The organism is Micromonospora sp. WMMD964, from assembly GCF_029581455.1.
Taxonomy (GTDB): domain Bacteria; phylum Actinomycetota; class Actinomycetes; order Mycobacteriales; family Micromonosporaceae; genus Micromonospora.
Genome location: NZ_CP120860.1, coordinates 2,798,943 through 2,822,515, shown reverse-complemented (window position 1 = coordinate 2,822,515; position 23,573 = coordinate 2,798,943). Strand labels below are relative to the sequence as shown.

At 73.3% G+C, this 23,573-nt stretch carries 20 protein-coding genes; 13 read left to right on the top strand and 7 right to left on the bottom strand.

The window, feature by feature from the left end:
* Nucleotides 1-59 precede the first annotated feature (59 nt).
* The 9 genes from O7616_RS13145 (at nt 60) to O7616_RS13105 (ending at nt 10,810) form a co-directional block, all read left to right on the top strand.
* Nucleotides 60-1,814: an ATP-binding protein gene (locus O7616_RS13145; protein WP_282261610.1), complete on the top strand. Its 1,755-nt coding sequence runs from the start codon at nt 60-62 to the stop codon at nt 1,812-1,814.
* 18 nt (nt 1,815-1,832) lie between these two features.
* Nucleotides 1,833-2,981: an exonuclease SbcCD subunit D gene (locus O7616_RS13140; RefSeq protein ID WP_282261612.1), complete on the top strand. Its 1,149-nt coding sequence runs from the start codon at nt 1,833-1,835 to the stop codon at nt 2,979-2,981.
* Nucleotides 2,981-5,455: an SMC family ATPase gene (locus O7616_RS13135; protein ID WP_282307041.1), complete on the top strand. Its 2,475-nt coding sequence runs from the start codon at nt 2,981-2,983 to the stop codon at nt 5,453-5,455. The genes O7616_RS13140 and O7616_RS13135 overlap by 1 nt, the downstream gene beginning before the upstream one ends.
* Nucleotides 5,456-5,457: 2 nt before the next feature.
* Complete coding sequence (locus O7616_RS13130) at nt 5,458-6,420, top strand: hypothetical protein (RefSeq protein WP_282307620.1); 963 nt, start codon at nt 5,458-5,460, stop codon at nt 6,418-6,420.
* 16 nt (nt 6,421-6,436) lie between these two features.
* Entirely contained in the window at nt 6,437-7,294 is an 858-nt protein-coding gene (locus O7616_RS13125; protein WP_282307039.1) for a fused MFS/spermidine synthase, read from the top strand.
* Between the two features lie 145 nt (nt 7,295-7,439).
* Nucleotides 7,440-8,132 carry a sigma-70 family RNA polymerase sigma factor gene (locus O7616_RS13120; RefSeq protein WP_282261618.1) on the top strand — a complete coding sequence of 231 codons (693 nt, stop codon included), beginning with the start codon at nt 7,440-7,442 and terminating at the stop codon, nt 8,130-8,132.
* Complete coding sequence (locus tag O7616_RS13115) at nt 8,129-8,911, top strand: zf-HC2 domain-containing protein (RefSeq protein ID WP_282307037.1); 783 nt, start codon at nt 8,129-8,131, stop codon at nt 8,909-8,911. Before O7616_RS13120 ends, O7616_RS13115 begins: the two co-directional genes overlap by 4 nt.
* 203 nt (nt 8,912-9,114) lie before the next feature.
* Entirely contained in the window at nt 9,115-9,762 is a 648-nt protein-coding gene (locus O7616_RS13110) for a hypothetical protein (RefSeq protein WP_282307036.1), read from the top strand.
* A gap of 127 nt (nt 9,763-9,889) precedes the next feature.
* Nucleotides 9,890-10,810 carry a DNA-3-methyladenine glycosylase 2 family protein gene (locus O7616_RS13105; RefSeq protein WP_282307035.1) on the top strand — a complete coding sequence of 307 codons (921 nt, stop codon included), beginning with the start codon at nt 9,890-9,892 and terminating at the stop codon, nt 10,808-10,810.
* Between the two features lie 32 nt (nt 10,811-10,842).
* On the opposite strand, the gene O7616_RS13100 is transcribed toward O7616_RS13105, so the two are convergent.
* The 3 genes from O7616_RS13100 to O7616_RS13090 form a co-directional block, all read right to left on the bottom strand.
* Nucleotides 10,843-11,346: a DUF1990 domain-containing protein gene (locus O7616_RS13100; protein WP_282307034.1), complete on the bottom strand. Its 504-nt coding sequence runs from the start codon at nt 11,344-11,346 to the stop codon at nt 10,843-10,845.
* Nucleotides 11,347-11,429: 83 nt separating this feature from the next.
* Nucleotides 11,430-11,852 (bottom strand): SRPBCC family protein, encoded by a 423-nt coding sequence (locus tag O7616_RS13095; RefSeq protein ID WP_282307033.1) that lies wholly within the window; start codon nt 11,850-11,852, stop codon nt 11,430-11,432.
* A 131-nt stretch (nt 11,853-11,983) separates the two neighbouring features.
* A complete protein-coding gene (locus tag O7616_RS13090) occupies nt 11,984-12,196 on the bottom strand; it encodes a hypothetical protein (RefSeq protein WP_282261628.1) in 213 nt (70 codons plus the stop codon).
* A 135-nt stretch (nt 12,197-12,331) separates the two neighbouring features.
* Here O7616_RS13090 and O7616_RS13085 point away from each other — a divergent pair, with 135 nt between their 5' ends.
* Genes O7616_RS13085 through O7616_RS13070 form a run of 4 tightly spaced genes read left to right on the top strand, consistent with a single transcriptional unit; the run spans nt 12,332 to nt 15,685 of the window.
* Nucleotides 12,332-13,447, top strand: a complete 1,116-nt coding sequence (locus O7616_RS13085; RefSeq protein WP_282307032.1) for an ATP-dependent DNA ligase — start codon at nt 12,332-12,334, stop codon at nt 13,445-13,447.
* 58 nt (nt 13,448-13,505) lie between these two features.
* Complete coding sequence (locus tag O7616_RS13080; RefSeq protein ID WP_282307617.1) at nt 13,506-15,077, top strand: alpha/beta hydrolase; 1,572 nt, start codon at nt 13,506-13,508, stop codon at nt 15,075-15,077.
* 21 nt (nt 15,078-15,098) lie between these two features.
* A complete protein-coding gene (locus tag O7616_RS13075) occupies nt 15,099-15,551 on the top strand; it encodes a GNAT family N-acetyltransferase (RefSeq protein ID WP_282307031.1) in 453 nt (150 codons plus the stop codon).
* Between the two features lie 5 nt (nt 15,552-15,556).
* Nucleotides 15,557-15,685 carry a hypothetical protein gene (locus O7616_RS13070; RefSeq protein ID WP_282307030.1) on the top strand — a complete coding sequence of 43 codons (129 nt, stop codon included), beginning with the start codon at nt 15,557-15,559 and terminating at the stop codon, nt 15,683-15,685.
* A gap of 179 nt (nt 15,686-15,864) precedes the next feature.
* Here O7616_RS13070 and O7616_RS13065 read toward each other — a convergent pair whose 3' ends face one another.
* From O7616_RS13065 to O7616_RS13050, 4 genes are read right to left on the bottom strand one after another with little or no spacing between them, the layout of a single operon-like run.
* The gene (locus O7616_RS13065) at nt 15,865-16,590 is read right to left on the bottom strand and encodes an ABC transporter ATP-binding protein (RefSeq protein WP_282307616.1); all 726 of its coding nucleotides are present in this window, start codon (nt 16,588-16,590) and stop codon (nt 15,865-15,867) included.
* Nucleotides 16,591-16,601: 11 nt separating this feature from the next.
* Nucleotides 16,602-17,597, bottom strand: coding sequence for an ABC transporter ATP-binding protein (locus O7616_RS13060; protein ID WP_282307029.1), 996 nt, complete (start codon nt 17,595-17,597; stop codon nt 16,602-16,604).
* Between the two features lies 1 nt (nt 17,598).
* Entirely contained in the window at nt 17,599-20,307 is a 2,709-nt protein-coding gene (locus O7616_RS13055) for an FtsX-like permease family protein (RefSeq protein WP_282307028.1), read from the bottom strand.
* Nucleotides 20,304-23,489 carry an ABC transporter permease gene (locus O7616_RS13050; protein ID WP_282307027.1) on the bottom strand — a complete coding sequence of 1,062 codons (3,186 nt, stop codon included), beginning with the start codon at nt 23,487-23,489 and terminating at the stop codon, nt 20,304-20,306. Before O7616_RS13050 ends, O7616_RS13055 begins: the two co-directional genes overlap by 4 nt.
* Between the last annotated feature and the right edge of the window lie 84 nt (nt 23,490-23,573).

Here is a 23,573-nt window from a genome sequence, read left to right as displayed (position 1 = left end):
TCGGGCAGGATGCACAGCATGCTTCCCGACCGTGCTGCCCGACCGACCCGTCTCGCCCGATGACCGACGCCGACCTCGACAGCCCCGGCGAGGCGGTCGGGCGGGTGCTGGGCACCGCCGACGCCACCCCGTTGCAGTTCTGGACGGCCGTGGCGCCGGGCAGCTACCTGCAGCTCGACGATGTGGTGGTGACCCGGCGGGAGCTGCCCGACCGGGAGCCGGTGACGATCGCCGGGGTGGTCACCCAGGTCCGCGCCCGGCACGAGGGCGCCCAGTTCGACTCGGACGTCTTCGCCATCGCCGACGGCACGCTGCCGGCGCAGGTGCAGGAGGCGGCCGAGATCACCACCACGCGCGTCGACCCGGAGCTGTACGTGCCGCCGACGCCGGGCATGGTGGTGCACCGGGCCGAGGGTGACGCCCGGGCGCGCGCGCTGCACTTCGACCGGATGGAGCGACGCATCCCGATGGGGATGGGCCGCGACGGGGTCCCGGTCTACCTCAACGCCGACTTCCTCGACGGCAGCCGGGGCGCGCACGTCTCCATCTCCGGCATCTCCGGTGTGGCGACCAAGACCAGCTTCGCCACCTTCCTGCTCTACTCGGTGTTCCGCTCCGGCGTGCTGGGGGGCGACGCGGTCAACGCCAAGGCGCTGATCTTCAACGTCAAGGGCGAGGACCTGCTCTTCCTCGACCACCCCAACACCCGTCTGGACGAGCCCACCCGCGCGGCGTACGCGAAGCTGGGCCTGAACGCCGGCGCGTTCCCGGACGTGCGGGTGTACGCCCCGCCCCGGGTCGGCGACGCGGCCGGCACACCGGATGTGAGCAGCCGGCTCACCGGTGTCGACTCGTTCTACTGGACGCTCAGCGAGTTCTGCTCCGACCGCCTCCTGCCGTACGTCTTCGCCGACGCCGACGACGAACGCCAGCAGTACACGATGGTGGTGCACTCGGTGGCGGCGCACCTGGCCCGCTACGCCCAGCCGGCCGACGGCGGGGTGAGCATCGACGGGGTGCGCCTCGGCTCCTACGGCGACCTGGTGGACCACATCGTCGACCAGCTCAACGACGACGAGACCCGCTCCGACTGGGCGGGCAGCGCGGTCGGTCTGGGCACCGTCAACGCGTTCGCCCGGCGGTTGATCGGCAGTAAGAAGGACCTCGCCCGGCTGATCCGTGGCGACCTGGCGACCCGCCGCCCGCACTCGATCAACACCAGCGAGTCCGCGCAGGTCACAGTGGTCGATCTGCACAACCTCCCGGACCGGGCGCAGCGGTTCGTGGTCGGTGTGACGCTGAAGAGCGAGTTCGAGCGCAAGGAGAAGGCCGGCACCGCGAAGCCGCTGCTCTTCGTCGTCCTGGACGAGCTCAACAAGTACGCCCCCCGGGAGGGCTCCTCGCCGATCAAGGAGGTGCTGCTCGACATCGCCGAGCGGGGCCGCTCGCTCGGGGTGATCCTGATCGGCGCGCAGCAGACGGCGAGCGAGGTGGAGCGGCGGATCGTCACGAACTCGGCGATCCGGGTGGTGGGCCGGCTCGACCCGGCCGAGGCGTCCCGCCCGGAGTACGGTTTCCTCCCGCCCGCCCAGCGCCAGCGGGCGCTGCTGGCCAAGCCGGGCACCATGTTCGTCAACCAGCCGGACATCCCGGTGCCGCTCTGCCTGGAGTTCCCGTTCCCGGCCTGGGCCACCCGGGTCTCCGAGGCGGGTCGGGCACCATCGGAGACGCTGCGCTCGATCACCCAGTCCGCCGACCCGTTCGCCGTGGTGGGCTCCGGCGGCGGCAGCACCGACGACGACATCCCGTTCTAGCTGGGGGCCGGCACACCCATGAAGATCCTGCACACCTCCGACTGGCACGTGGGAAAGGTGCTCAAGGGGCAGTCCCGGGCCGAGGAGCACAAGGCCGTGCTGGCCGGGGTGATCGACATCGCCCGTGCCGAGCAACCGGATCTGGTGATCGTCGCCGGTGACCTCTACGACACCGCCGCGCCCACCTCGGAGGCGACCCGTCTGGTCACCCGGGCGTTGACCGCGCTGCGGCGTACCGGCGCCGACGTGGTGGCGATCGGTGGCAACCACGACAACGGACCGGCGTTGGACGCGCTGCGCCCGTGGGCCGAGGCCGCCGGCATCACGCTGCGCGGCGGGGTGCGGGAGAATCCGGACGAGCACGTGATCGACGGCACCACCGCCGGCGGCGAGCGGTGGCGGCTGGCCGCGCTGCCGTTCCTGTCCCAGCGGTACGCGGTGCGCGCCCTGGAGATGTACGAGCTGACCGCGGCGGAGACCAACCAGACGTACGCCGACCACCTGGGCCGGGTGCTGGAGCGACTGACCGAGGGTTTCACCGAACCGGACCGGGTGCACCTGGTCACCGCGCACCTGACGGTGACCGGCGCGTCCACCGGCGGTGGCGAACGCGACGCGCACACGGTGCTGGGCTACGCCGTCCCGGCCACCGTCTTCCCGGCGACCGCGCACTACGTGGCGTTGGGTCACCTGCATCGGGCGCAGCGGGTCGTCGGGCCCTGCCCGGTGCGCTACAGCGGCAGCCCGCTCGCCGTCGACTTCGGCGAGCAGGAGAACGTCCCGTCGGTGACGATCGTCGAGGTGACGGCCAGCAGCGCCGCCCGGGTGCGGGAGGTGCCGGTGACCGCGGCGAGCGCGCTGCGGACGGTGCGGGGCACCCTGGCCCAGCTCGCCGAGATCGAGGCGCCGGACGCCTGGCTGCGGGTGTACGTGCGGGAGCAGCCCCGCGCCGGTCTGCGCGAGGAGGTGCAGGAGTTGCTCCCCCGGGCACTGGAGATCCGGATCGACCCGGAGCTGTTGGCCGCGCCGGGCAGCGGCGCCCGCATCGCGCAGCGGTCGGGGCGTTCACCCCGGGAGTTGTTCGCCGACTACCTGGACAGCCGGGGCCACGCCGACGAGGGCGTCCAGGAACTCTTCGACGAGCTCTTCGAGGAGGTCGATCACTGATGCGTCCGATGCGCCTGGACATGGCCGGGTTCACGGTCTTCCGCGACGAGACCACAGTCGACTTCACCGACGCCGACTTCTTCGCCCTGATCGGCCCGACCGGTTCGGGCAAGTCCACGGTGCTGGACGCGATCTGCTTCGCGCTCTACGGCACGGTGCCCCGCTGGGGTGGGGCACGGGGGCTGGCCAACGCCCTCGCGCCGTCGGCGTCCGAGGCCCGGGTGCGGTTGGTCTTCGAGTCCGGTGGGGCCCGGTACGTCGCGACCCGGGTGGTCCGGCGGGACGGCCGGGGCAACGTCAAGACCGCGAACGCCGGGTTGCAGGTGATGCCCGCCGGTTTCGACGTCACCAAACTGGACACCGGGTTGAGCCCGGACGATCTCGGTGAGGTGGTGGCCGGCACCCCGGCCGAGATGGAGCAGGCGGTACTGGACGCGGTGGGGCTGCCGTACGAGCAGTTCACCAGCTGTGTGGTGCTGCCGCAGGGGCAGTTCGCCGATTTCCTGCACGCGAAGCCGGCGACCCGGCAGCAGATCCTGGTGAACCTGCTGGGCCTGGGCGTCTACGAGGACGTGCAGAAGCGGGCGACGGCGCGGGCCACGCAGGCGGACGCCAAACTCGACGCGGTCGACCAGGTGCTCGCCGGGCTCACCGGCGTGGACGACGAGGCGTTGGCCGAGGCCGAGGCCCGGGTCGAGCGGATGGCGGAGCTGTCGGCGGCGGTGACGGCCGCGGTGCCGGAGCTGACGGCGGCCCGGACCGCCGCGCGGGAGGCGGCGGCGGCGCTGACCGCCCTCGACGACGAACTGCGGGTGTTGACCGGGGTCCGCGCGCCGGGCGGGGTGGCCGAGGTGGCACGCGCGGTCACCGAGGCGCGGGCGGAGGCGGAGGCGGCGGCCACCGCCGTGTCGCTGGCGGAGGAGCGGGAGGAGAAGCTACGCGGGGAGCTGGCCGGTGTCGGCGACGAGAGCGCGGCGCGGCTGCTCCTTCGGGCGTACGACGATCGGGACCGGTTGTCCGGTGAGGCGGCCACGGTCCGCGCGGCGGTGGCCGCGGCGCACGAGGAGCACACCGTGGCGGTGGCCGCGCTGGCCGACGCCCGCGCGGCGGCCGAACGGGCCGACGCCGAGTTGGAGGCGGCCTTCCGGGCGCACGAGGAGGCGAAGGCCACCGACCTGGCGGTCAGCCTGCGGGTGCACCTGCATGCCGGCGCGCCCTGCCCGGTCTGCGAGCGGCCGGTGACGCGGGTGCCGGACGTGCCCGCCGATTCGGCGGTGGCGGCCGCGACGGCGGCGGGCAAGGCGGCGCGGGCCGCGACCAAGGCGGCGCAGACGGCTGTGCAGCAACGGGACGCGGCAGCGCGTGATCTGGAGCGGCTGCTGGTGCAGGCGCGGGCCCGGCAGGAGCAGGTGGACGCCCGGTTGACCGAGCTGGACGGCCAGCTTGACGGGGTGGCGGAGCCGGCCGTGTTGCGCCGGGAGTTGGCCGAGCACGCCCGGTTGCGGGGCGCACTGGAGGAGGCCGCCACCGCGGTTCGGGCCGGCCGTGAGGCCGCGCGCCAGGCCCGCGCCGGAGTGGATGCGGCCGAGGAACGGTTGCGAGCGGCCTGGCGGGCCTTCGACACCTCCCGCGACGGGTTGGCCCGGTTCGGTCCGCCGGCCACCGACCGGGAGGACGTGGCCGCGGCGTGGGCCACGCTGACCGGCTGGGCGACGGCCGAGGCGGACCGCCGCCGTGCCGATCGGGCCGGTCGGGCGTCGGCGGTGACCGAGGCCGAAGCCGCGGCCGCTGCCGTGCAGCGCGACCTCGCCGCCCGGTTCGCGGCCGTCGACGTGCCGGTCGGTGACGATCCGGTGCACGCCGCGACCGTCGCCGTCGAGCGGGCGGACGCCGACCGGCGGCGGCTGCGCGAGCGCCGCGAGCAGGCCCGGACGCTGCGCGAGCAGCGGGCCGTGCACGAGCGGGAGGCGCAGGTGGCGCGGGCGCTCGCCGGGCACCTGCGGGCCAACAACTTCGAGCGGTGGTTGCTGGCGGAGGCGTTGGACCTGCTCGTCGACGGCGCGTCGGGGATCCTGCGGGAGCTGTCCTCCGGCCAGTACGAGCTGGTGCACGACAAGGGCGAGTTCGTCGTCGTCGACCACCACGACGCGGGGTTGCGCCGCGGCGTGCGCACCCTGTCCGGCGGTGAGACGTTCCAGGCGTCGTTGGCGTTGGCGTTGGCGCTCTCCGAGCAGCTCGCCGGGATGTCGACGACGGCGGCGAGTCTGGAGTCGATCGTCCTGGACGAGGGCTTCGGCACGCTCGACGCGGCCACCCTGGACACGGTGGCCGCCACCCTGGAGAACTTGGCCGCGCGCGGTGACCGGATGGTCGGTGTGGTCACTCACGTGCCGGCGCTGGCCGAGCGGATTCCGGTCCGCTTCGAGGTGCGCAAGGATGCGCGTTCGTCGCGGATCGAACGGACCGGCCGGTGAACGTGCGGGGCGACGCCGCGTTCTTCGTCGACTCGTGGGATCCGGCGTACGGGGCGTCGTTCGAGGCGTCCGCTTCCGGGCCGGCCGCGCCGAGCAGCGCGCAGGTCGACGCGGACGCGGAGGTGCCCGCTGTGGACTGGCGGGCGATCGGGGTACGCCCGGGGGTTAGCGCGCCCGACGTGGTGCTGCTCGTCGACGGGGTTCGCCGGATCGACGCGAGCATCTGGACGGCGGAGGCCGACGGCGGTTCGTTTCCCGGGTTGGCCGCCTCGTACGCGGCCGGGGTGGTGCGGTGCGACCTGGGTCGGGGGGCGGCGCAGTTGGCCGGCACCCGGGTGGGTCGGGGTCTGTTCACGGCGAGCCCGTCGGCGCAGGACGTGGTGGCGGGTGCGATCCGCTACCCGGTGCACCGGGTGGGTGGCACCGGTGAGCTGGGCAAGTTGCCGGCGGCGGTGCAGGCGCCGTTGACGGCGTTGGAGGTGGCGGTGTCGGACGCCGCCCGGGTCGACGGTGACCTGCTGGTGGTGGACGGCCCGTTGCGGAGTCGTCGGCAGTTGCCGCGCACGTTGGGCTACATCAAGACCCAGCACAGCCAGTATCTCGACGCGCGGCTGACGGCGGTGGTGGTCGGTCTGGCGTCGGGTGAGCGTTCGCCGGTGTTCCGGCTCGGCACCGCCTGGGGTGGTTGGTCGTGGTATCTGCGGCTGCCGGTGGCTGTCGGTGCGCCGTGGGCGGGCATCGTCCGGGTGGAGTGCTCGGCCGACCTGCCCGTCGAGGCGGCCATCGAGTTGGCCGACCTGTCGCTGGTCACCCTGCCGCGTTTCGCCTCGACGCCGTACAAGGATCCGCGGGCTCCGCAGAACCTCATCCCGATCGCCGGCCTGGAACGACGGTTGCGTGCCCTGCTCGGTGACTCCCGGTTGCTGCACCGCGCGTTGACCGCAGCGGCCCGCGCGGCGCGGTAGACGGGCACCTGTCGCGATGGGACGTAAACGGGCGGCCGACCGGGTGGTCGAGCAGGTGGACACCGGGCGGGCCGAGCTTGTTCCGGATCCGGACCGGGCGGGTTCGTGGACGCTGCTGCTGGACGGCGCACCGCAGTCGCATGTGGACCTGACCGATCCGACCCACCTGGAGTTCGAGTACGTGCGGCGGCTGGCCGCCGCGGTGGATCTGGTCGCGCCGCCCGGTGAGCCGTTGCGGGTGCTGCACCTGGGCGGCGGTGCGCTGACCCTGCCCCGGTACGTGTCCGCCACCCGACCCGGGTCGACCCAGCGGGTGTCCGAGGTGGACGGTGCGCTGGTGGAGTTGGTGCGTCGGGCGTTGCCGTGGCCGTCCGACGCGCGGCTGCGGGTCCGGGTGCAGGACGCCCGGGCCGTGCTGACCTCCACCCGGGACGCCAGCTTCGACGTGGTGGTCGCCGACGTGTTCGCGGGTGCGCGTACCCCGGCTCATCTCACGTCGGTGGAGTACGCGGCGGAGGTGGCCCGGGTGCTGCGCCCCGCGGGGTGGTATCTGGCGAATCTGGCCGACGGTCCACCGCTGCGGTACGCCCGTGGGCAGGTCGCCACGGTCCGCTCGGTGCTGCCGCAGGCGTGTCTGGTGGGCGACGCGGCGGTGTTGCGGGGCCGCCGCTACGGCAACCTGGTGCTGATGGCCGGGCGGACCACCCCGCCGGTGCCGGAGCTGACCCGGCGCGCCGCCGGCGACTGGTTCCCGGGTCGGGTGGTGGCCGGCGACGAGGTGGACCGCTTCACCAGTGGCGCCGCGATGGTCCGGGATGCCGACGCGACCGGCTCCGATCCCCCGCCTCCGGGCCTCTTCTCGGTGCGCCGCTGACCGTCCACCCCGCACTGACTGTGCGCTCCGATAACGACGCGGGATTTTTTTTCCGGGTTCGTTGATCCGTTCGGGGCGGCGGTGCGTACCACCGGGCGGCCCGCCTCACGGGCCGACGTTGGTGACGGAGACCCCGGAGGTCTGCATGCATGCGGTGGCGGCCGGCTGGCATGGTGACGCGGTACGCGCTGACTGGTTGTCGGCACGGTCCTCGTCGCGGCCGACCTCGTCTGCCCGAGGGGTCGACGCGAGGGCGACGTCTCGCCAGAATGGTCCGGTGACGCCGCGACCGGCGCCCGGGCGCCATCAGGCGACGTCAACCGAGGCCAGCCACTCCGACCAACTGATCAAGCTGCTCTACGCCGAGCACGCTGGTCCACTCCTGATGTTCGTCATGCGTCTCACCGGGGGGGACCGGCAGCGCGCGGAGGACATCGTCCAGGAGACGCTGCTGCGGGCCTGGCGCAACGCGCACCGCCTGGGCACGCAGGGGCAGGGCTCGTTGCGACCGTGGCTCGTCACGGTGGCCCGGCGGATCGCCATCGACGAGCACCGCAGCCAGGAGGCCCGGCCGCCGGAGACCTACGACCGGGACCTGACCGCGTTCGCCGAGGCGGACAGCACCGACCGGGTGCTGCGCACGATGACCGTTGCGGACGCCCTGCGTACGCTCAGTCAGTCGCACCGGGAGATCCTGATCTCGACGTACTTCCGGGGGCGGACGGTGCCGGAGGCCGCCGAGGAGTTGGGGCTGCCGCTCGGCACCGCCAAGTCGAGGGTCTACTACGCGCTGCGCGCGCTGCGCACGGCTCTGCAGGAGCGGGGGGTGACAGAATGAGCCGCCCGGACCACATGGACGTCGCGGCGTACGCGCTCGGTGTGCTCGACGAGCAGGATACCGAGCGGTTCGAGGAGCATCTCGCGACCTGCTGGGCGTGCGCCGCGGAGTTGGAGACGATGGTTCCGGTGGTGGGGCTGCTCTCCGACATCGACGGCGAGACGATGATGGCGATGGAGCAGACCGCGACCGACCCGGCGCTGTTGAACCGGACGCTGGGCGCGGTCCGGGCCGACCGTCGCCGTACCCGGTTTCGTCAGATGTTGGCGACCGCCGCCGCGGTCGTGGTCTTCGGCGGTCTGACCGGTTACGGGTTCGTCAGCGTGACGGGCAACGATCCGGCGCCGGGGGTGCTCGCCGATTCGACGCCGAGCGCGCCGAACGACCCGCAGACGAGTGGGCCGACGGCGCCGCCGAGTGGCCCGGGTGTGGGTGGCACCGAGGAGGAGGGTGACCAGCTCGACGCGACCGACCCGACGACGGGTGTCCAGACGACCGTCTTCCTGGTGAAGCGGGACTACGGCACCCGGATCAATTTCAGCCTGCGGAAGTTGCCCGGCCCGCGCACCTGCCGGTTGGTGGTGCTGCGCAAGAACGCCGACCCCGAGGTGATTTCCACCTGGTCCGTTCCGGAGGGTGGTTACGGCACCAACGCCCGCCCGCAGGGTCTGGAGTTGAGCGCCACCACGTCCGCCGTGGTGAGCGACATCAAGCAGCTCCAGGTGCAGTCGGTCGACGCCAATGGTGTGGCGAGTCCGCTGGTCACCGTGCCCATGTAAGCTCGCGAACCGTATCGGCACCGGTCATCACGACAATGACCGGTGCCGATCTGTCGTTGGGGGAGGACTTCCGTGCAGGGGCGTACGGATCACCAGCCGATTCGGTTCAATCAAAGAACGTGAAATTGACCACTGTTACTTCTTCAACCTTGACAGCCCAGATCCCGTACCTATGGGTGAACTGCCGAGAATGAGGAGGGCACGTGGCACAGATGAAGCGGTCCGTCATCGTCGCGAGCGCGATGGTCGCACTAACGGCCTGCGCTCCCGCAGGTTACGACCCCGCGAACTCGAGCGCGGTCGAGCCGGTCGCCGTCGCCGCGGCCGAGCCCACCGCGTCGGTCGTACCGGAGGCCTCGGCGTCCGCCGAGGCGCCGGCCGCCGACGCGCCGCCCGCGGACGTCGAACTGACCGAGAAGTTGATCGGCAAGAGCGTCGCCCGGATGGGCAAGGTGGTCACCGACGAGGACGGCTGGATCCTCTACCGCTTCGACAAGGACACCGCCGACCCGCCGTCGTCGAACTGCGTCGACAAGTGCGCCGAGGTGTGGCCCCCGTCGCTGACCGACGGCAACCCGCAGCTCACCGGCGTCTCCGACGACAAGGTCGGCAGCGTGACCCGGCAGGACGGCACCCGTCAGCTCACCATCGGCGGCTGGCCCGTGTACCGCTACATCGGTGACAAGAAGCCCGGCCAGTGGAAGGGCCAGGCGGTCGGTGGCACCTGGTTCGTGGTCCAGCCGGACGGCAAGAAGAACCTGAGCTGCCTGCCCACCTCCACGCCGAAGGCGGTCGCGCCGCCGTCGGACAGCGGCGCGAGCGACGCCGGGGGTTCGGGCTACTCGTACTGAGTCCCGCACCACGAGATCACGGTGGTCGGTCGTCGCCGGGGAGGGCACGGCCGACCACCGGTCGTACGCGGGACGTCGGCATACCGGTGGTGCCGGCGTCCCGCCCGGCACGTGGCAGAGTGGGCGGGTGACCGCTACCGAACCCGCCGCGACCAGGGTGTTCCGTCCCCCGGTCGGCTACCGGCTGGCAGCCTCGGTGCGCGGGCTCACGTTCAGTCCGTACGACCCGTGCGCCCGCGTCGCCGCCGGTACCTTCTGGTGGGCCACCCGCACCCCGGACGGCCCGGCCACCCTCGCTCTGCGACCGACCGGCGGCGAGTTGCTCGCGGAGGGCTACGGGCCGGGCGCCGAGCACGTCCTGGACCGGGCCGACGCGATCGCCGGGCTCCGGGACGACCTGACCGGCTTCGCCGAACTGGCGGGGGCACACCCACTCGTCGCCCGGCTGGCCCGGGAGCACCGCGGGCTCCGGATGCCGACGACCGGGCAGGTCTTCCCCCGACTGCTGCGCGCGATCTTCGAGCAGAAGGTCACCGGCAAGGAGGCCTACCGGGCGTACGCGGCGACCGTACGGCACTTCCGGGAGCCCGCCCCCGGCCCGTTGCAGCCGCTGCTCCTGCCGCCCGAGGCCACCGCGGTGGCCGCCACCCCGTACTGGGTGTTCCACCCGTTCGGGGTCGAGCAGCGCCGGGCCGACACGCTGCGGCGCGCCGCCGCACTGGCCGATCGGTTGGAGCGCAGCGTCGACGCCGCCGACGCCACCCGTCGGCTGACCACCATCCCGGGCATCGGACCGTGGACGGCCGCCGAGGTGGTCCGGATCGCGTACGGGGACCCGGACGCGGTGAGCGTCGGCGACTACCACATCCCGAACACTGTCGCCTGGGCGCTCGCCGGCGAACCGAGAGGCGACGACGCCCGCATGCTGGACCTGCTGGAGCCGTTCCGAGGCCACCGGGGACGGGTGTGTCTGCTGCTGGAGGCAGCCGGCATCCAGGCCCCGAAGTACGGCCCACGCGCGCCGATCCGCTCGTTCGCCCGCTACTGACGCGACCGTCGGGCTTCCGGCGACGTGGTGCGTCAGCGGCCCGAGCAGATGCGGCGCAGGGTGCGGCCGAGCCACCACGCGTACGTGTGTTGCACGGCCCGGACCGCCGGGCCCCCGGCACGGGTGAACCAGCGGTCCGGCAGGCTGAACGCGCGTACCTCGAACCAGACCGCGCCGTCGTCCTCGCGGCTGACCACGAACGCCTCCTCACCCCGCTCCGGGTGGCCGGGCAGCGTGCCGTAGCCGAAGCCGGCGAGCGTGGACGAGTCCTCGCTCCAGACCACCTGGCACGGCCCCCAGAGTCGGGCCGGACCCACGCCCAGACCGGCTGTCACCAGCACCCCCTCGGTGGCTCGCGGTGCGTCGGTGCGCATCCGCACACCGGCGACGCGGTGCAGCCGCCAGCTCAGCACCGCGTCCGCGGCGGTCTCGAAGCACCCGGCCGGCAACGGACACCGGTGGCGCAGATGGTGGTAGCCGTCGGGCAGCGGCCCGTGCCGGGTCACCCCCACTTGTGGGTACGTCAGCTCGGCCACCGCTCCCCCTCGCCCTCGCCTGGACACCGCCAGCGTACGGTCGGCGTGGACGGGCCGCCGGTCGGCGCCGGGGGCGGCGGCGGTCAGCCCCGCTCGCTCCGACGCCGGAGCCCGTCGGCCTCCATCCGCACGTAGCGACGCAGCATCCCGCCGTACAGCCGGCCGATCAGGCCGGCCAGCGGACCGGACTGGCTGAAGGCCAGCTCGACGCGGGTGCGCCCGTCGGGCAGCGGCAGCAGCCGGTGCTCCGCCGTGGTCCGTACGCCCGCCGTGTCGGAGACCCAGACGAACCCCTGCCGATCGGTCAGCTCGGTGACCCGCCACACCGCCGGCCGCAGCTTCGGCTGCGTCAGTCGTGCCGTCGCGCCGACGGCGAGCGGTCCCGGCTCACCGCGCTCGGCCCGGGACACCGAGGCCGTCCACTCCGGCCAGCGCGGTACGTCGACGAGCACCGCCCAGACCTGCTCGACGTCGGCGTCGATCTCCGTGTCGGCCTCGAACCGCATCGCGTCCCCTCCCCGGCGGCGCCGTCCGACGCCCGTCACGCATGCAGACGAGGCTGCCGCGTGGATCGTGACGCCGGAATCCGCCGGGTGGTCGGTGATCCGCCGGGCCGTCTGACCACCGGCGGGTGGGATCAGGCGGCTTCGCGCAGGTCGGCCAGGCTCAACGGGGTACGCCGACGCAGCAGCTCCTCCAGCTCGGCCACCGAACCGACCTCGCCGAGCACGTCGCGGCCACCGCCGAACCGCTGCGGGTAACGGCGGGCCAGCCGGTAGCGGTAGCGGCCCCGGATCAGCTCGACGCTCACCCGCCACCGCCCGCAGCAGTCACAGACCCACTCGGACACCTCGCGAAAGTAGCTCTGACCTGCAGGTATTCGATTCGGTCGGTGGGGACGAGAGGCACAGCGGCGGACACGCCACCCCCGGACCCAGGGTGATCTGCCTCACGGCTGTCGGTGCCGTCTGATTGACTGGTCGCCGTGGACCTGCCGATCAACCCGCCGGTCGAGCCGATGCTGGCCAAGAGCGTTTCCAAGCTGCCCACCACGCCCGGGGTGACCTACGAGCCCAAGTGGGATGGTTTCCGGTGCATCGTGTTCCGCGACGGCGACGAGGTCGAGCTGTCCAGCCGGGGCGGCAAGTCGATGACCCGCTACTTCCCCGAGGTGGTCGAGCAGGCCCGACGGCAGCTGCCCGAGCGGTGCGCTGTCGATGGTGAGCTGATCGTGATCCGGCGCGACGGGCCGACCGGCCAGCCCCGACTGGATTTCGAGCTGCTGGCCCAGCGCGTGCACCCGGCCGCGTCCCGGGTGAAGATGCTGGCCGAGACCACCCCGGCCGACTTCGTCGCGTTCGACCTGTTGGCGATCGGTGACGAGGCGCTGCTCGACCAGCCCTACCCGCGCCGCCGGGAGCGGTTGGTCGAGGCGCTGGCCGGGGTGCGTCCGCCGGTGCACGTCACCCAGGTCACCACCGATCCGGAGACCGCGCGCCGGTGGTTCGACGTCTTCGAGGGCGCCGGGCTGGACGGGCTGATCGTCAAGCCGGCCGACCTGCCGTACGAGCCGGGCAAACGGCTCATGTTCAAGGTCAAGCACGCCCGCACCGCCGACGCCGTGGTGGCCGGCTTCCGCTGGCACAAGTCCGGCCCGGTGGTGGGCTCGCTGCTGCTCGGCCTCTACGACGACTCCGGGGTCCTGCACCACGTGGGTGTGAGCGCGTCGTTCAGCATGGCCCGCCGCGCCGAGTTGCTCGACGAGTTGGCGCCCTACCGGGACATCGGCGGCGAACACCCGTGGGTGCACGGCGATCACGAGCGCGGCCAACGCATCCCGGGTGGCGTGAGCCGGTGGACCGGCACGAAGAACCTGGAGTGGGAGCCGGTGCGCCCGGACCTGGTCGTCGAGGTGGGCTACGACGCGATGGAGGGCGAGCGGTTCCGGCACACCGCCCAGTTCGTCCGCTGGCGCCCGGACCGCGATCCCCGATCCTGCCGCTACGACCAACTCGACCGCCCGATCCGCTTCGATGTGGACCAGGTGCTGCGCGGCGATCCGACGGCCACCGTGGACCGGGCCGCCACCGGCTCGGCGTAGCCTGGCCGTCGACCCGACCTGGGAGGATCACGTGACCCGCACCGCCGACCGCTCTCGGATGGCGTCCCGTCGCCGGGCCCGGCGCACCCTTGCCGCCTTCGTCGTCGCCGCGCTCCTCACCGCCGGCTGCACTCTGCCGGCGTTCGCGCCGCGCACCGAGGTGCAGGGCGAAGCGGCACCGACCGGCAGCGCGCCGACCTGGCGGCCCTGCCCGGACGTGCCAGACGAACTGGTCGGGCGCGGTGCTCCGGACATGCGCTACGAGTGCGCCCGGATCGCGGTGCCGCGCGACTGGGGCACCGGCGCCGGGGCGACGGCCGGCCCGGGCGCCGGGCAGACCTTCGAGATCGCCCTGCTGCGTGCCCGGTCCACGAAGCAGCGCGACCGCGTCGGCTCGTTGGTGGTCAACCCGGGCGGCCCGGGCGGCTCCGGCGTCGACACCGCCGTCTACCTGTCCTTCGGCACCCAGTTCGGCGGGCTGCCCACCTCGATCACCGACCGCTTCGACATCGTCGGCTTCGACCCGCGCGGGGTCTCCCGGTCCAGCCCGGTGAAGTGCATCTCGGACGCCGACCTGGACGCCAGTTTCGGCTTCGACCCGGATCCGTCGAGCCAGGCGGCGTTCGACGACTTCGTCGGCCTGAGTCAGCGGATCGGGCGCGGCTGCGGCGACCGGTACGGCGACCAGTTGCCGCTGTACGGCACCGAACAGGCCGCCCGCGACATGGACGCGGTGCGTGCCGCGGTGGGCGACGACAAGCTCACCTACCTCGGTTACTCGTACGGCACCCTGCTCGGCGCCACGTACGCCCAGCTCTACCCGCAGCGGGTACGGGCGCTGGTGCTCGACGGCGCGGTCGACCCGCAACAGCGGCTGGTAGAAGGCTCGGAGAGCCAGGCCCGCGGCTTCGAACGGGCATTCACCAACTTCACCCGCTGGTGCGCGGCGAACGCCGGCCGCTGCCCGATCGCGCCGGACGCGCGGGCCGCGGTGACCTCGGCCATCGACAAGGCCAGAGTCTCTCCGGTACGCGGCAGCGACGGCCGGGAGGCCACCGCCGGTTGGGTGTTCTACGCGGTCATCTCGTCGCTCTACACCGAGTCCGGCTGGCAGGAGTTGGCCCAGGCGATCGACCGGCTGGGCGAGGGCGACCCGAAGGACGTGTTCCGGCTCGCCGACTCGTACGCCGGCCGGGAGGACGACGGCCACTACTCGAACCTGTTCGACGCCAACCTGGCCATCAACTGCGCCGACGAGACGGAGAAGCCGAGCCGGGAGCAGATCCGGCGGTTGCAGTCCGAGTGGCGTGGGAAATATCCGCTGTTCGGGCCGGCTCTCGCGGTGGGCATGCTGAGCTGCGTCGAGTGGCCGGGCGGGCGCGACCCGTACCCGACCGGCAAGGCGAACGGCGCACCGCCGATCGTGGTGGTCGGCACCACCGGCGACCCGGCGACGCCCTACGAGCAGACCCCGCGCCTGGCCTCGATGCTGGGCGTCGGCCGGGTGCTGACCTGGGAGGGCGAGGGGCACACCGCCTACCCGCAGACCTCCTGCATCACCGACGCGGTCGACGCGTACCTGCTCGACCTGACCGTCCCCCGGGAGGGCCTGCGGTGCCCGGCCCGCTGACCGGTGTGTCAGGCTCACGGCATGACTGACGTGATCTACCGGGAGGCGGTCCGGGCGGACCTGCCCGCCGTCATCGCCCTGCTCGCCGACGACGTGCTGGGCAAGGCCCGTGATTTCACCGAGGTCGACGAAACCTACGAGAAGGCGTTCGCCGACATCACCGCCGACCCGCGTAACCAGCTGATCGTCGCCGAGCAGGACGGCGAGATGGTCGGCTGCCTACAGATCACCTACATCCCTGGCCTCGGCCGGCACGGCAGCGAGCGGTCGCTGATCGAGTCGGTCCGGGTCCGTTCCGACCGTCGCGGACAGGGGCTGGGCCGGGACCTGATGACCTGGGCGATCGACCAGGCCCGGCAGCGCGGCTGCGCACTGGTGCAGCTCACCACCGACAAGACCCGCGCAGACGCGCATCGCTTCTACCTGGGTCTCGGTTTCGTGGCCAGTCACGAGGGCATGAAGCTCGCACTCTGACCGCGGTGCTCACCACCGGCACGGCTCTGATGATCCCGGTGCTGCCGCTCGCTGGCCTCTCCGCCGTGTTCGCGCGGGATTCGGCGCCGATGTCGGCCTGGGCAGCACCCTTCACCCGGACACTGTGGAGCTGATGCCGTAAACGATTCACCGACCCCCGATTCGTTTACGACATCAGGTCCACAGCGAGCGCGGATACCATCCGCCCACCACGGCGCCAACCCGAGCAGCCGGCACCGCCGCCTGAAGCCGGCACCGCCGCCTGACGCCCAGCGCCACCGGTCGGCCGCAGCACTCAGCCAGCACCGGCCGGTCAGCCGTCGACCAAACGACCGTCGCGCAGGACGAGGACCCGGTCGGCGAGGTCGATCAGGGCCGGGTCGTGGGTGGCGACCAGGGCCGTCATGCCGCGGGCGTGTACCACCGCGCGCAGCAGGTCCATGATGGACCGGCCGGTCTCCGAGTCGAGCTGACCGGTGGGCTCGTCGGCGATGAGCAGGTCCGGCTCGTTGGCCAACGCGCGGGCCACCGCGACCCGCTGCTGCTGCCCGCCGGACAGCTCGTACGGGCGTTGCGCCGCGTGCCCGCCCAGGCCGACCAGTTCCAGCAACACCGCGACCCGCTGTTCCCGCTCGTCGGCCGGCACCTGGGCCAGCCGCAGCGGCACGCCCACGTTCTCGGCGGCGGAGAGGATCGGCACCAGCCCGAAGGTCTGGAACACGTACCCGACGGTGCCCCGGCGTAGCCGCAGCAGCTCCGCCTCGCCGGCCGCTGTGACGTCGTGCCCGGCCACCACCACCTGACCACTGTCCGGCCGGTCCAGCCCTCCGACCATGTTCAGCAGGGTGGTCTTGCCGGCCCCGGAGCGGCCCCGGATGGCTACCAACTCGCCACGGCCAGCGGTGAACGAAACGTCCCGCACCGCGTGTACGGCGCGCTCACCCCGGCCGAAGGTGCGGCTCACCCCACTGACCCGGACCACCTCATCGGAGTGCTCCGAGGGCACACCCGCGAGACCGGCCGCGCCGGTCACCACCATGTCCCGACGGCTCATGCCTGTGCTCCCCGCTCGTCCGTGGCCCGGTCACCGGGCCGTACCTGCACATGGTCGGGCTCCAGGTCGAGCCGGACCCGTTCCTTCAGCGAGAGCGCGTCGACGAACGCCGCCGGTAGCTGCATCCGGCCGTTGCGATCCAGCACCGCGTACTCCTCGCTGACCAGCTCGGTGTTGCCGTCCACGCCGATCCGAGCGGTCCGGCGTACCTCGGAGGCGGTCCGGCCGTCGCGGATCGCGACGGTCCGGCGGACCTGCGTGGCCACGGCGTGGTCATGGGTGACGACCACGATGGTCACACCCAGCTCGGCGTTGATGGTGCGCAGTGCCCCGAAGACGTCCGCGCCGGTCGCCTCGTCCAACTCACCGGTCGGCTCGTCGGCGAAGAGCACCTCCGGGTCGTTGGCGACGGCCACCGCGACGGCGACCCGCTGCTGTTCGCCACCGCTGAGCTGCCCCGGCCGCCGGTCGGCGCTGTAGCCGACGCCGACCATGTCGAGCAGTTCCCCGGCCCGCTGCCGACGGGCCTTGCGGCCGAGTTTGCCGGCCAGCTCCATCGGCAGCTCGACGTTCTCCCGCGCGGTGAGGTACGGCAGCAGGTTGCGACCGGTCTGCTGCCAGACGAACCCGACCAGCTCCCGCCGGTAGCTCAGCCGCCGCTTGGCGGACAGCGAGAGCAGGTCGTAGTCGGCCACCCGGGCGATGCCGGCGGTGGGCGTGTCCAGACCGGAGAGGATGTTGAGCAGCGTCGACTTGCCCGAGCCGGACGCACCGACGATCGCCACCAGCTCACCCCGGTCGATCACCAGGTCGAGCCCCTGTAGGGCGACCACCTCCACCCCCTCGGTCTTGAAGATGCGCACCAGGCCGTCGCAGACGATGTGCCCGCGCAGGCGGTCCTGCCCGCCGGCCCGATCGGCGGCGCGTTGGGCGGCCCGCTGTTGCAGGTCGGCCAGGTCCGGCACCAGTGGAGTCTGGGCGGTAGCGGTCATCTCAGCTCTCCTCTCCGAGCCGAAGCACCTCTCCGAGGCGCAACCGGCGGTTGTTCAGGGCCTCGACGGCGACCGCGAAGCCGAGGGCGACCGCCCCGAGCGCGATCACCGCGGCGACCAGGCTGGGCTCGAAGGCCACCCGGACCGGCACACCGTCGGTGAACGCGGACAGGCCGAGCACCGGGTTGAGCAACAGGGGCAGCACCGCGCCGACCAGCGCACCGGTCAGCACCGACACCGCGACCAGCGGGGTCAACTCGACCAGCAGCAGCCCTCGCCACTGTCGGCGGGACAGGCCGAGGGTACGCAGCCGAGACAGCACCTGACCCCGGGCGCGCGCCCCGGCGAGCACGGTGAACGCGATGGCGAGCAGCCCGAGCACGCTGCCGCCCACGGCGCCGGCCACGAACCCGAACGCCAGCACCCCGTTCGCGCCGCCGTCACCGAGGTCCCGGCGGACGTCCGCACGGGTGTCGACGGTGACGCCGATCAGCCGTTCCCGCCCGGTCACCGCCCCGCCACGTTGGTAGCGTTCCTGGCCCTTGTCGCCGGCCTGACGCAACACCTCCGCGTCGAGCCGATCCCCGGCGACCAGCAGGCTGCTCGGCACGGGTGTGGTGTTCCGCTTCGGCAGCGCCTGCCAGGGCAGGATCACGAACCGGCCGCTGTCCGTCGGCACCAGCGGGAAGCTCTCCTCGGTGCCGGCGACCCGGAACTCGTAGCGCTCGCCCTGCACGGAGATGAAGGCGGAGCCGTCCAGGCCGGCCTTGGCCAGGTCGGCGGCGACCGCCGGGGAGACGATCGCCGGCAGCGCCCCCGACTCGGGCCGGGCGGTGCGCAACGCGGCCGGCACCGGCAGGTTCACCCCGGATTCGCGGACCACGGTGTCCAACCCCGAGCCGTCGACCAGCAGCACGTCCGCCTGCCCGATCCGGGCGTCGGTGCCGAACTCGTCGACGGCCAGCCGCTCGTCCGGTTGGGCCAGCACCCGCGTGACGGCCCGGACACCCGGCAGGCCACCCAACTCGTCCAGGGTGTCGGGGGCGAAGCGCTCCCCCCGGATCACCGCGTCGGCGGGCACGATCCGCTCGGCGGCCTGTGCCCGGCTCGCGTCGACGCCGGCGGCGACGACCGCGCAGAACGCGGCGGTGCCGATCGCCAGCACCACCACGACCAGCGGGGCGGCGACCGCAGCGCGGCCGGCCCGCGCCGTGCCGAGGAAGGCGACGCTGCCCCGGGTCCGCGCGGCAAGCCGGCTGACCAACAACAACGGCCAGGGGTACGCGCGCAGCGCGAGCACCGCGGCCGCGATCACGAGGAGCACCGGCACCGACACCAGTAGCGGGTCCACCTCGCCCAGGGTGAGGCCACGTCGGCGCAGCAGCACCGCGGCGAGCCCGGCCAGCAGCAGCAGGGAGACCTCGACGGTGAGCCGACGGGCCGACGGGCGTACCCGGATCAGGTCCCGCCGGGCCGCCCCGCCGGCCGGTACGGCCATCGTCGCCAGCGGCAGCGCCAGCGTGACGAGCACGGTCGCCGCGATGACGTACGGCGCGGTCGGGTCGGGGTCGCCGGGGAACAGGGTGCCCAGCCACCAGCCGAGCGCGGCGGCGACGGGTACCACCAGCACGGATTCGGTGAAGCTGCGCCGGGCGCCGGCGGTGGCCGCGCCACCACGGGCACGTAGCAGCACGAACTCGGAGCGGCGTCGGCGGATAGCGAGGCCGGCCGCGAGCACGATGAGCCCCGCCAGGGTGGCCAGTACGCCGGCCGCGATCACCGCGAGCAGGGTCCGGGCGGCGTTGATCTGGGCGGCGAACGCGCGCAACGGAACGTCGACGCCCACCGTCACCGCGAGGTCCGACGGCTTGCGGCGTTGCAGTTCCTGCAGGCCGTCGATCATCCCGTCCAGGTGGCGTGCGTCGATGGTGTCGGCGCCGAGCCGGTACCGCCAGGTGGACTGGGCCGGCCAACCGGCGGCGACCCGCTTGTTCAGCGGCGACGGGGCGACGACGCCGACGATGACGAACGGCTGGCCGTCTCCCTGCGGTTCGATGATCTGCAGAAGCTGTGGCAGTCCGTCCCAGATGCCGTTCGCGCGGTCGACCGGGCGGAACAGCCCGGACACCACCATCGGGGCGGCGTCGGTCAGGTTGCCCTTGTCATCGGCGTTGCCGATCCGCAGTCGGCTGCCGGCCCGCAGGTTGAGCTTGCGGGCCACGTCGACGTCGAGCGCCACCTCGATCGGCCGGTCCGGCACGTACGTCTCGCTCGGCCACGCCCCCTCGACGAGGGTGCTGGCGCCCTCGATGTCGGGCACGGCCCGTAGGCCCAGGTCGACGAGCAGGTTGCGGGCCGCGAGGTCCGGCCCGACCACGCGGGCCGCCGGGGTCTCGACGGTGTACCACCGCTCGGCCACCGCCGAGCGCACCTGCGGCGGCAGGTCGGCGGCCAGGGCGTCGAAGCGTGCCACCGCGTCACCCGTGGCCGTGTTTCTGAACGTCGCGGCCTGCATGCCGGTGGTGTAGGAGATGTCCCGGCTCTCGGCTGTCCCGCTGCTCAACTGCGCCCGCAAACCCTGTTCGGCGAGACGGTTCACCAACCGGGGCACCCCGCTGATCAGCAGGGTGACCACCAGGGTCAACACCGCCAGGAGCAGGAACTGCCCGCCGTACGTCCGGACCCGCCGGACGGCCGCGCCGACGCTCATCGTTCTCCCCCGATTCGCAGCTGCACCGCCGCCACCCGCTGACGGATGCCGGTGGCGATGAACGCGCTGAAGGCGAGCGCCGCCAGCAGCAGACCGACCGCGGTCAGGCCGATCGGAACCCAGGGCAACGCGAACGCCGCCGGGGGTACCGGTCGGCCGGCGGCCGGGGTGAGGATGACCAGTGGGGCCATGGTCGCGCCGACCGCGGCACCGAGGAGCAACCCGACTCCCACGCCGATGCCGGCGAGGAACGCCTGTTCGGCCAGGAGCGCCCGGGCCATCAGCCGGGGCGTCGCGCCGAGGGTGTGCAGCACCGCGAACTCGCCGAGCCGCCGCCGGGCGGTGGCCCACACGTCCACCATCAGGCCGACGAGGGCGAGCAGCACCGCGCCGAGCGCGGCGGCGAGCATTCCGGTACGCGAGCCCTGCCAGTACGGGTCGTCGGCGGCCGCGTCGATGACCGCCTCCCGGTCGAGCACGGTGACGCCCGGCAGCTCGGTGGCCGCGTCGGCGGCGGCGGTCGGGTCGGCGGCTCTGATCCACCATTCCGGCACGGATCGCACCGTCCCGCTGGTACGGATCAGCGTGTCGACAGCCGCGGGCAGGTCCAGCAGCACGCCCTCCCCGGTGGTGGTCGGTACGGCGGTCAGCTCACCGACCAGGTGCACCCGCAGCGTCGTACCGGAGAGTGTCAGGTCGGCGGTGTCGCCGACACCGAGGCTCAGTGCGGCGCTTGTCGCGGGCGTCATCAGCACCGGTACCGGCTTGTTCACTCCCACCGGCACGACGGCGAACCGGCTGGACGGCTGTTCGGAGAGTCGCGCGTCGGGAATCAGCTCCACCGCGTGGGTTGTGGTGAACCCGTTGGCGGTGGGCTGCACCCGGGTGGGCTCCTCACCGCGGGTGGTCATCACCCAGTCGCCGCTCAGCTCGACGGGTCGGGTCGTGCCGTCGGCACCGACCGCCGTCAGCCCTTCCATCTGGAGTCGGTACAGGTTGCCGGTGCCCGGCCCACCATCGGCTTCGAACCCGGCCAGCCGCAGTCGCGCCCCACCCCCGTCGGGCAGTTGCACGGTGAACCGGGTGGCCCGGCCGTCGCTGTCGGCGTCGGCTGCCGGCAGCCGCAGGGCGAGGCCGTCGGAGCCGGTGACCAGCAGGGTCACCGCGACCCGGGCCGATCCGACGCTCCCGGTCACCGGCGTACGGACGGTGCCGCTGATCGCGCGCGTGCCGGTGGGCAACTCGACGCCCGCGGGGGCCTCGCGCGCGCCGATCATCCGCTGGTAGCGCTCCGACGCCGACCCGTCGGCGAGACGGTCGGCGAGGCGGACGACGCCCGGGGCGCTGGCCGGGTCGAGGCCGATCACCGTCGCCGACAGGTTCTGCCGGCCGACCCGGATCTCGTCCCGCCACACCGGCAGCACCCGGTCCACGCTCGGCAGCGCGGCGAGCTGATCGGCCCGGGTCGGCGGGGCGGCCCCGGCCCGTTCGGTGACCCGGACGTCGGCGCCGACCGTGTGCCCGGCCTGCTCGACCTGGGACCGCTCTCCGGTGCTGATCAGAGACCAGGCCAGGGTGCTGCCTCCGACGGCGAGGGCGAGCAGCAGCACCGGCCCGGCGTGGGGACGCCGACCGGCCTGCCACATGCCGAACATGGTGGCCGTCCAGGGCCGCCGGTCGACGAACCGCTCGGCGAACCGGGTGAGCGGCGGAAGGATCCGCAGCACCAGCACCGCACCGGCCAGCACGCCGAGCGTCGGGGCGGCGACCAGCAGTGGGTCGAGCCCGAGCCGGCCACCCGAGCCGGCCAACGGTGAGGCGTACCGGCGGAGCTGCACCCAGGCGAGCACGGCGAGCGCCACGAGCACCAGGTCGACGCTCGCGCGTTGGACGCTCGCCGCCCGGTTCGGCCGGGATCGGGCGGCCATGTCGGCCACGTACGTACCGGCGCCGCGCAGCGTCGGGAGGACCATGGCGACCAGGCAGCCGGCTGCGGTGGCCGCCGCTGCCGCCCAGACCAGTGTGGTGTTGCCCCCGGCGGTGGAGAGGGACGCCGACCCGCCGGGTCGGACGAACCGCAGCGCCTCACCGGCGATCAGCGGACCGAGCACGGCAGCCGGGGCGACCACCAGGGTCGCCTCCCGGGCGGCCAGGCCGGCCAACTGCCGGCGGGCGGCTCCACGGGCCCGCAGCAGCGCTGTCTGCGGGCGGCGGTCCTCGTGCAGGAGCGCGGCGACCAGCACCAGCGCGTACCCGCCGAGTACCAGGATCAGCAACAGCGGAGTGGCCAGCGAGGAACGACCCACCAGGTCGGCGCGGCCGATCCGGTCCAGCAACGTCTCCATCTTGGTCACCACCCGCCCGGAGCTGCCGAGCTGAGCGGCCTCGGGCACCGCCGACGTCGCCTCGGTGAGGGCTTTCCGCACGGCGGGGAGGTCGGCGGTGTCGACGGCACCGAGGTCCGGTCGGGCCAGCCAGGACGCCGACACCGAGCCCGGGAACGTGCTGACGAAGTCCGCCGGGTCGAGCGTGAACGGCCCGTACGAGGTGCCGGAACCGGCGCTGCCGGTTCCCACTCCGGGGGCGAGCAACCAGTACGCGTCGGTGGCGTCGCGGGGCCGCCACGTGCCGGCGAGCACCAGCTCACCGCGTCGTTCGGTGGCCCGGTCACGCACCGGGATGCGTTCCCCGACGGTGAGGCCCAGCGCGCCCGCGACCCGCTCCGGCAGGCTCACCTCGACGGGGCTCGCGCCGGGGCGGGGCCAGGAGCCGCCGGTCAGCTCGGCGTGGCCGGCGAGGTCTTCGAGCGTGGCCAGGTTCGCGAAGACCGGTTCGTCGTCCGGGCGGGGGATCTGGCCGAGGTCGCCGGTCAGCTCCCGGCCGGTGCCGTAACGGGCGGCGGCGACGGTGACCGGGGCACCGGCCAGCCCGTCGGCGAACTCCGCGCGGACCGCCTTGTCCCGGGTGGCGAACTCGGCCTCGTCACGTCCACCGGAGCCGCTGACCAGGAGGCCACGCTCCTCGGCCGGCGAGGCGGCGACCAGGGCGCGCTGCCCGGCGTCCACCGCCCGGCGGTTGTAGTCGGACAGCCCGGTGACCAACGCGACGGCGACGAGGGCGGCGATCACCGCGGCAACCAGCAGCCCTCGCGCCTCGCGGGCCCGCCTCCACACCAGCTTCATCCGATGCCTCCCCTGGCCCTGGCGGGCCGACGACCATCAAGACAGGCCACCCCCGGGGAAAGGTTCGCGCCCGTTACATGATCG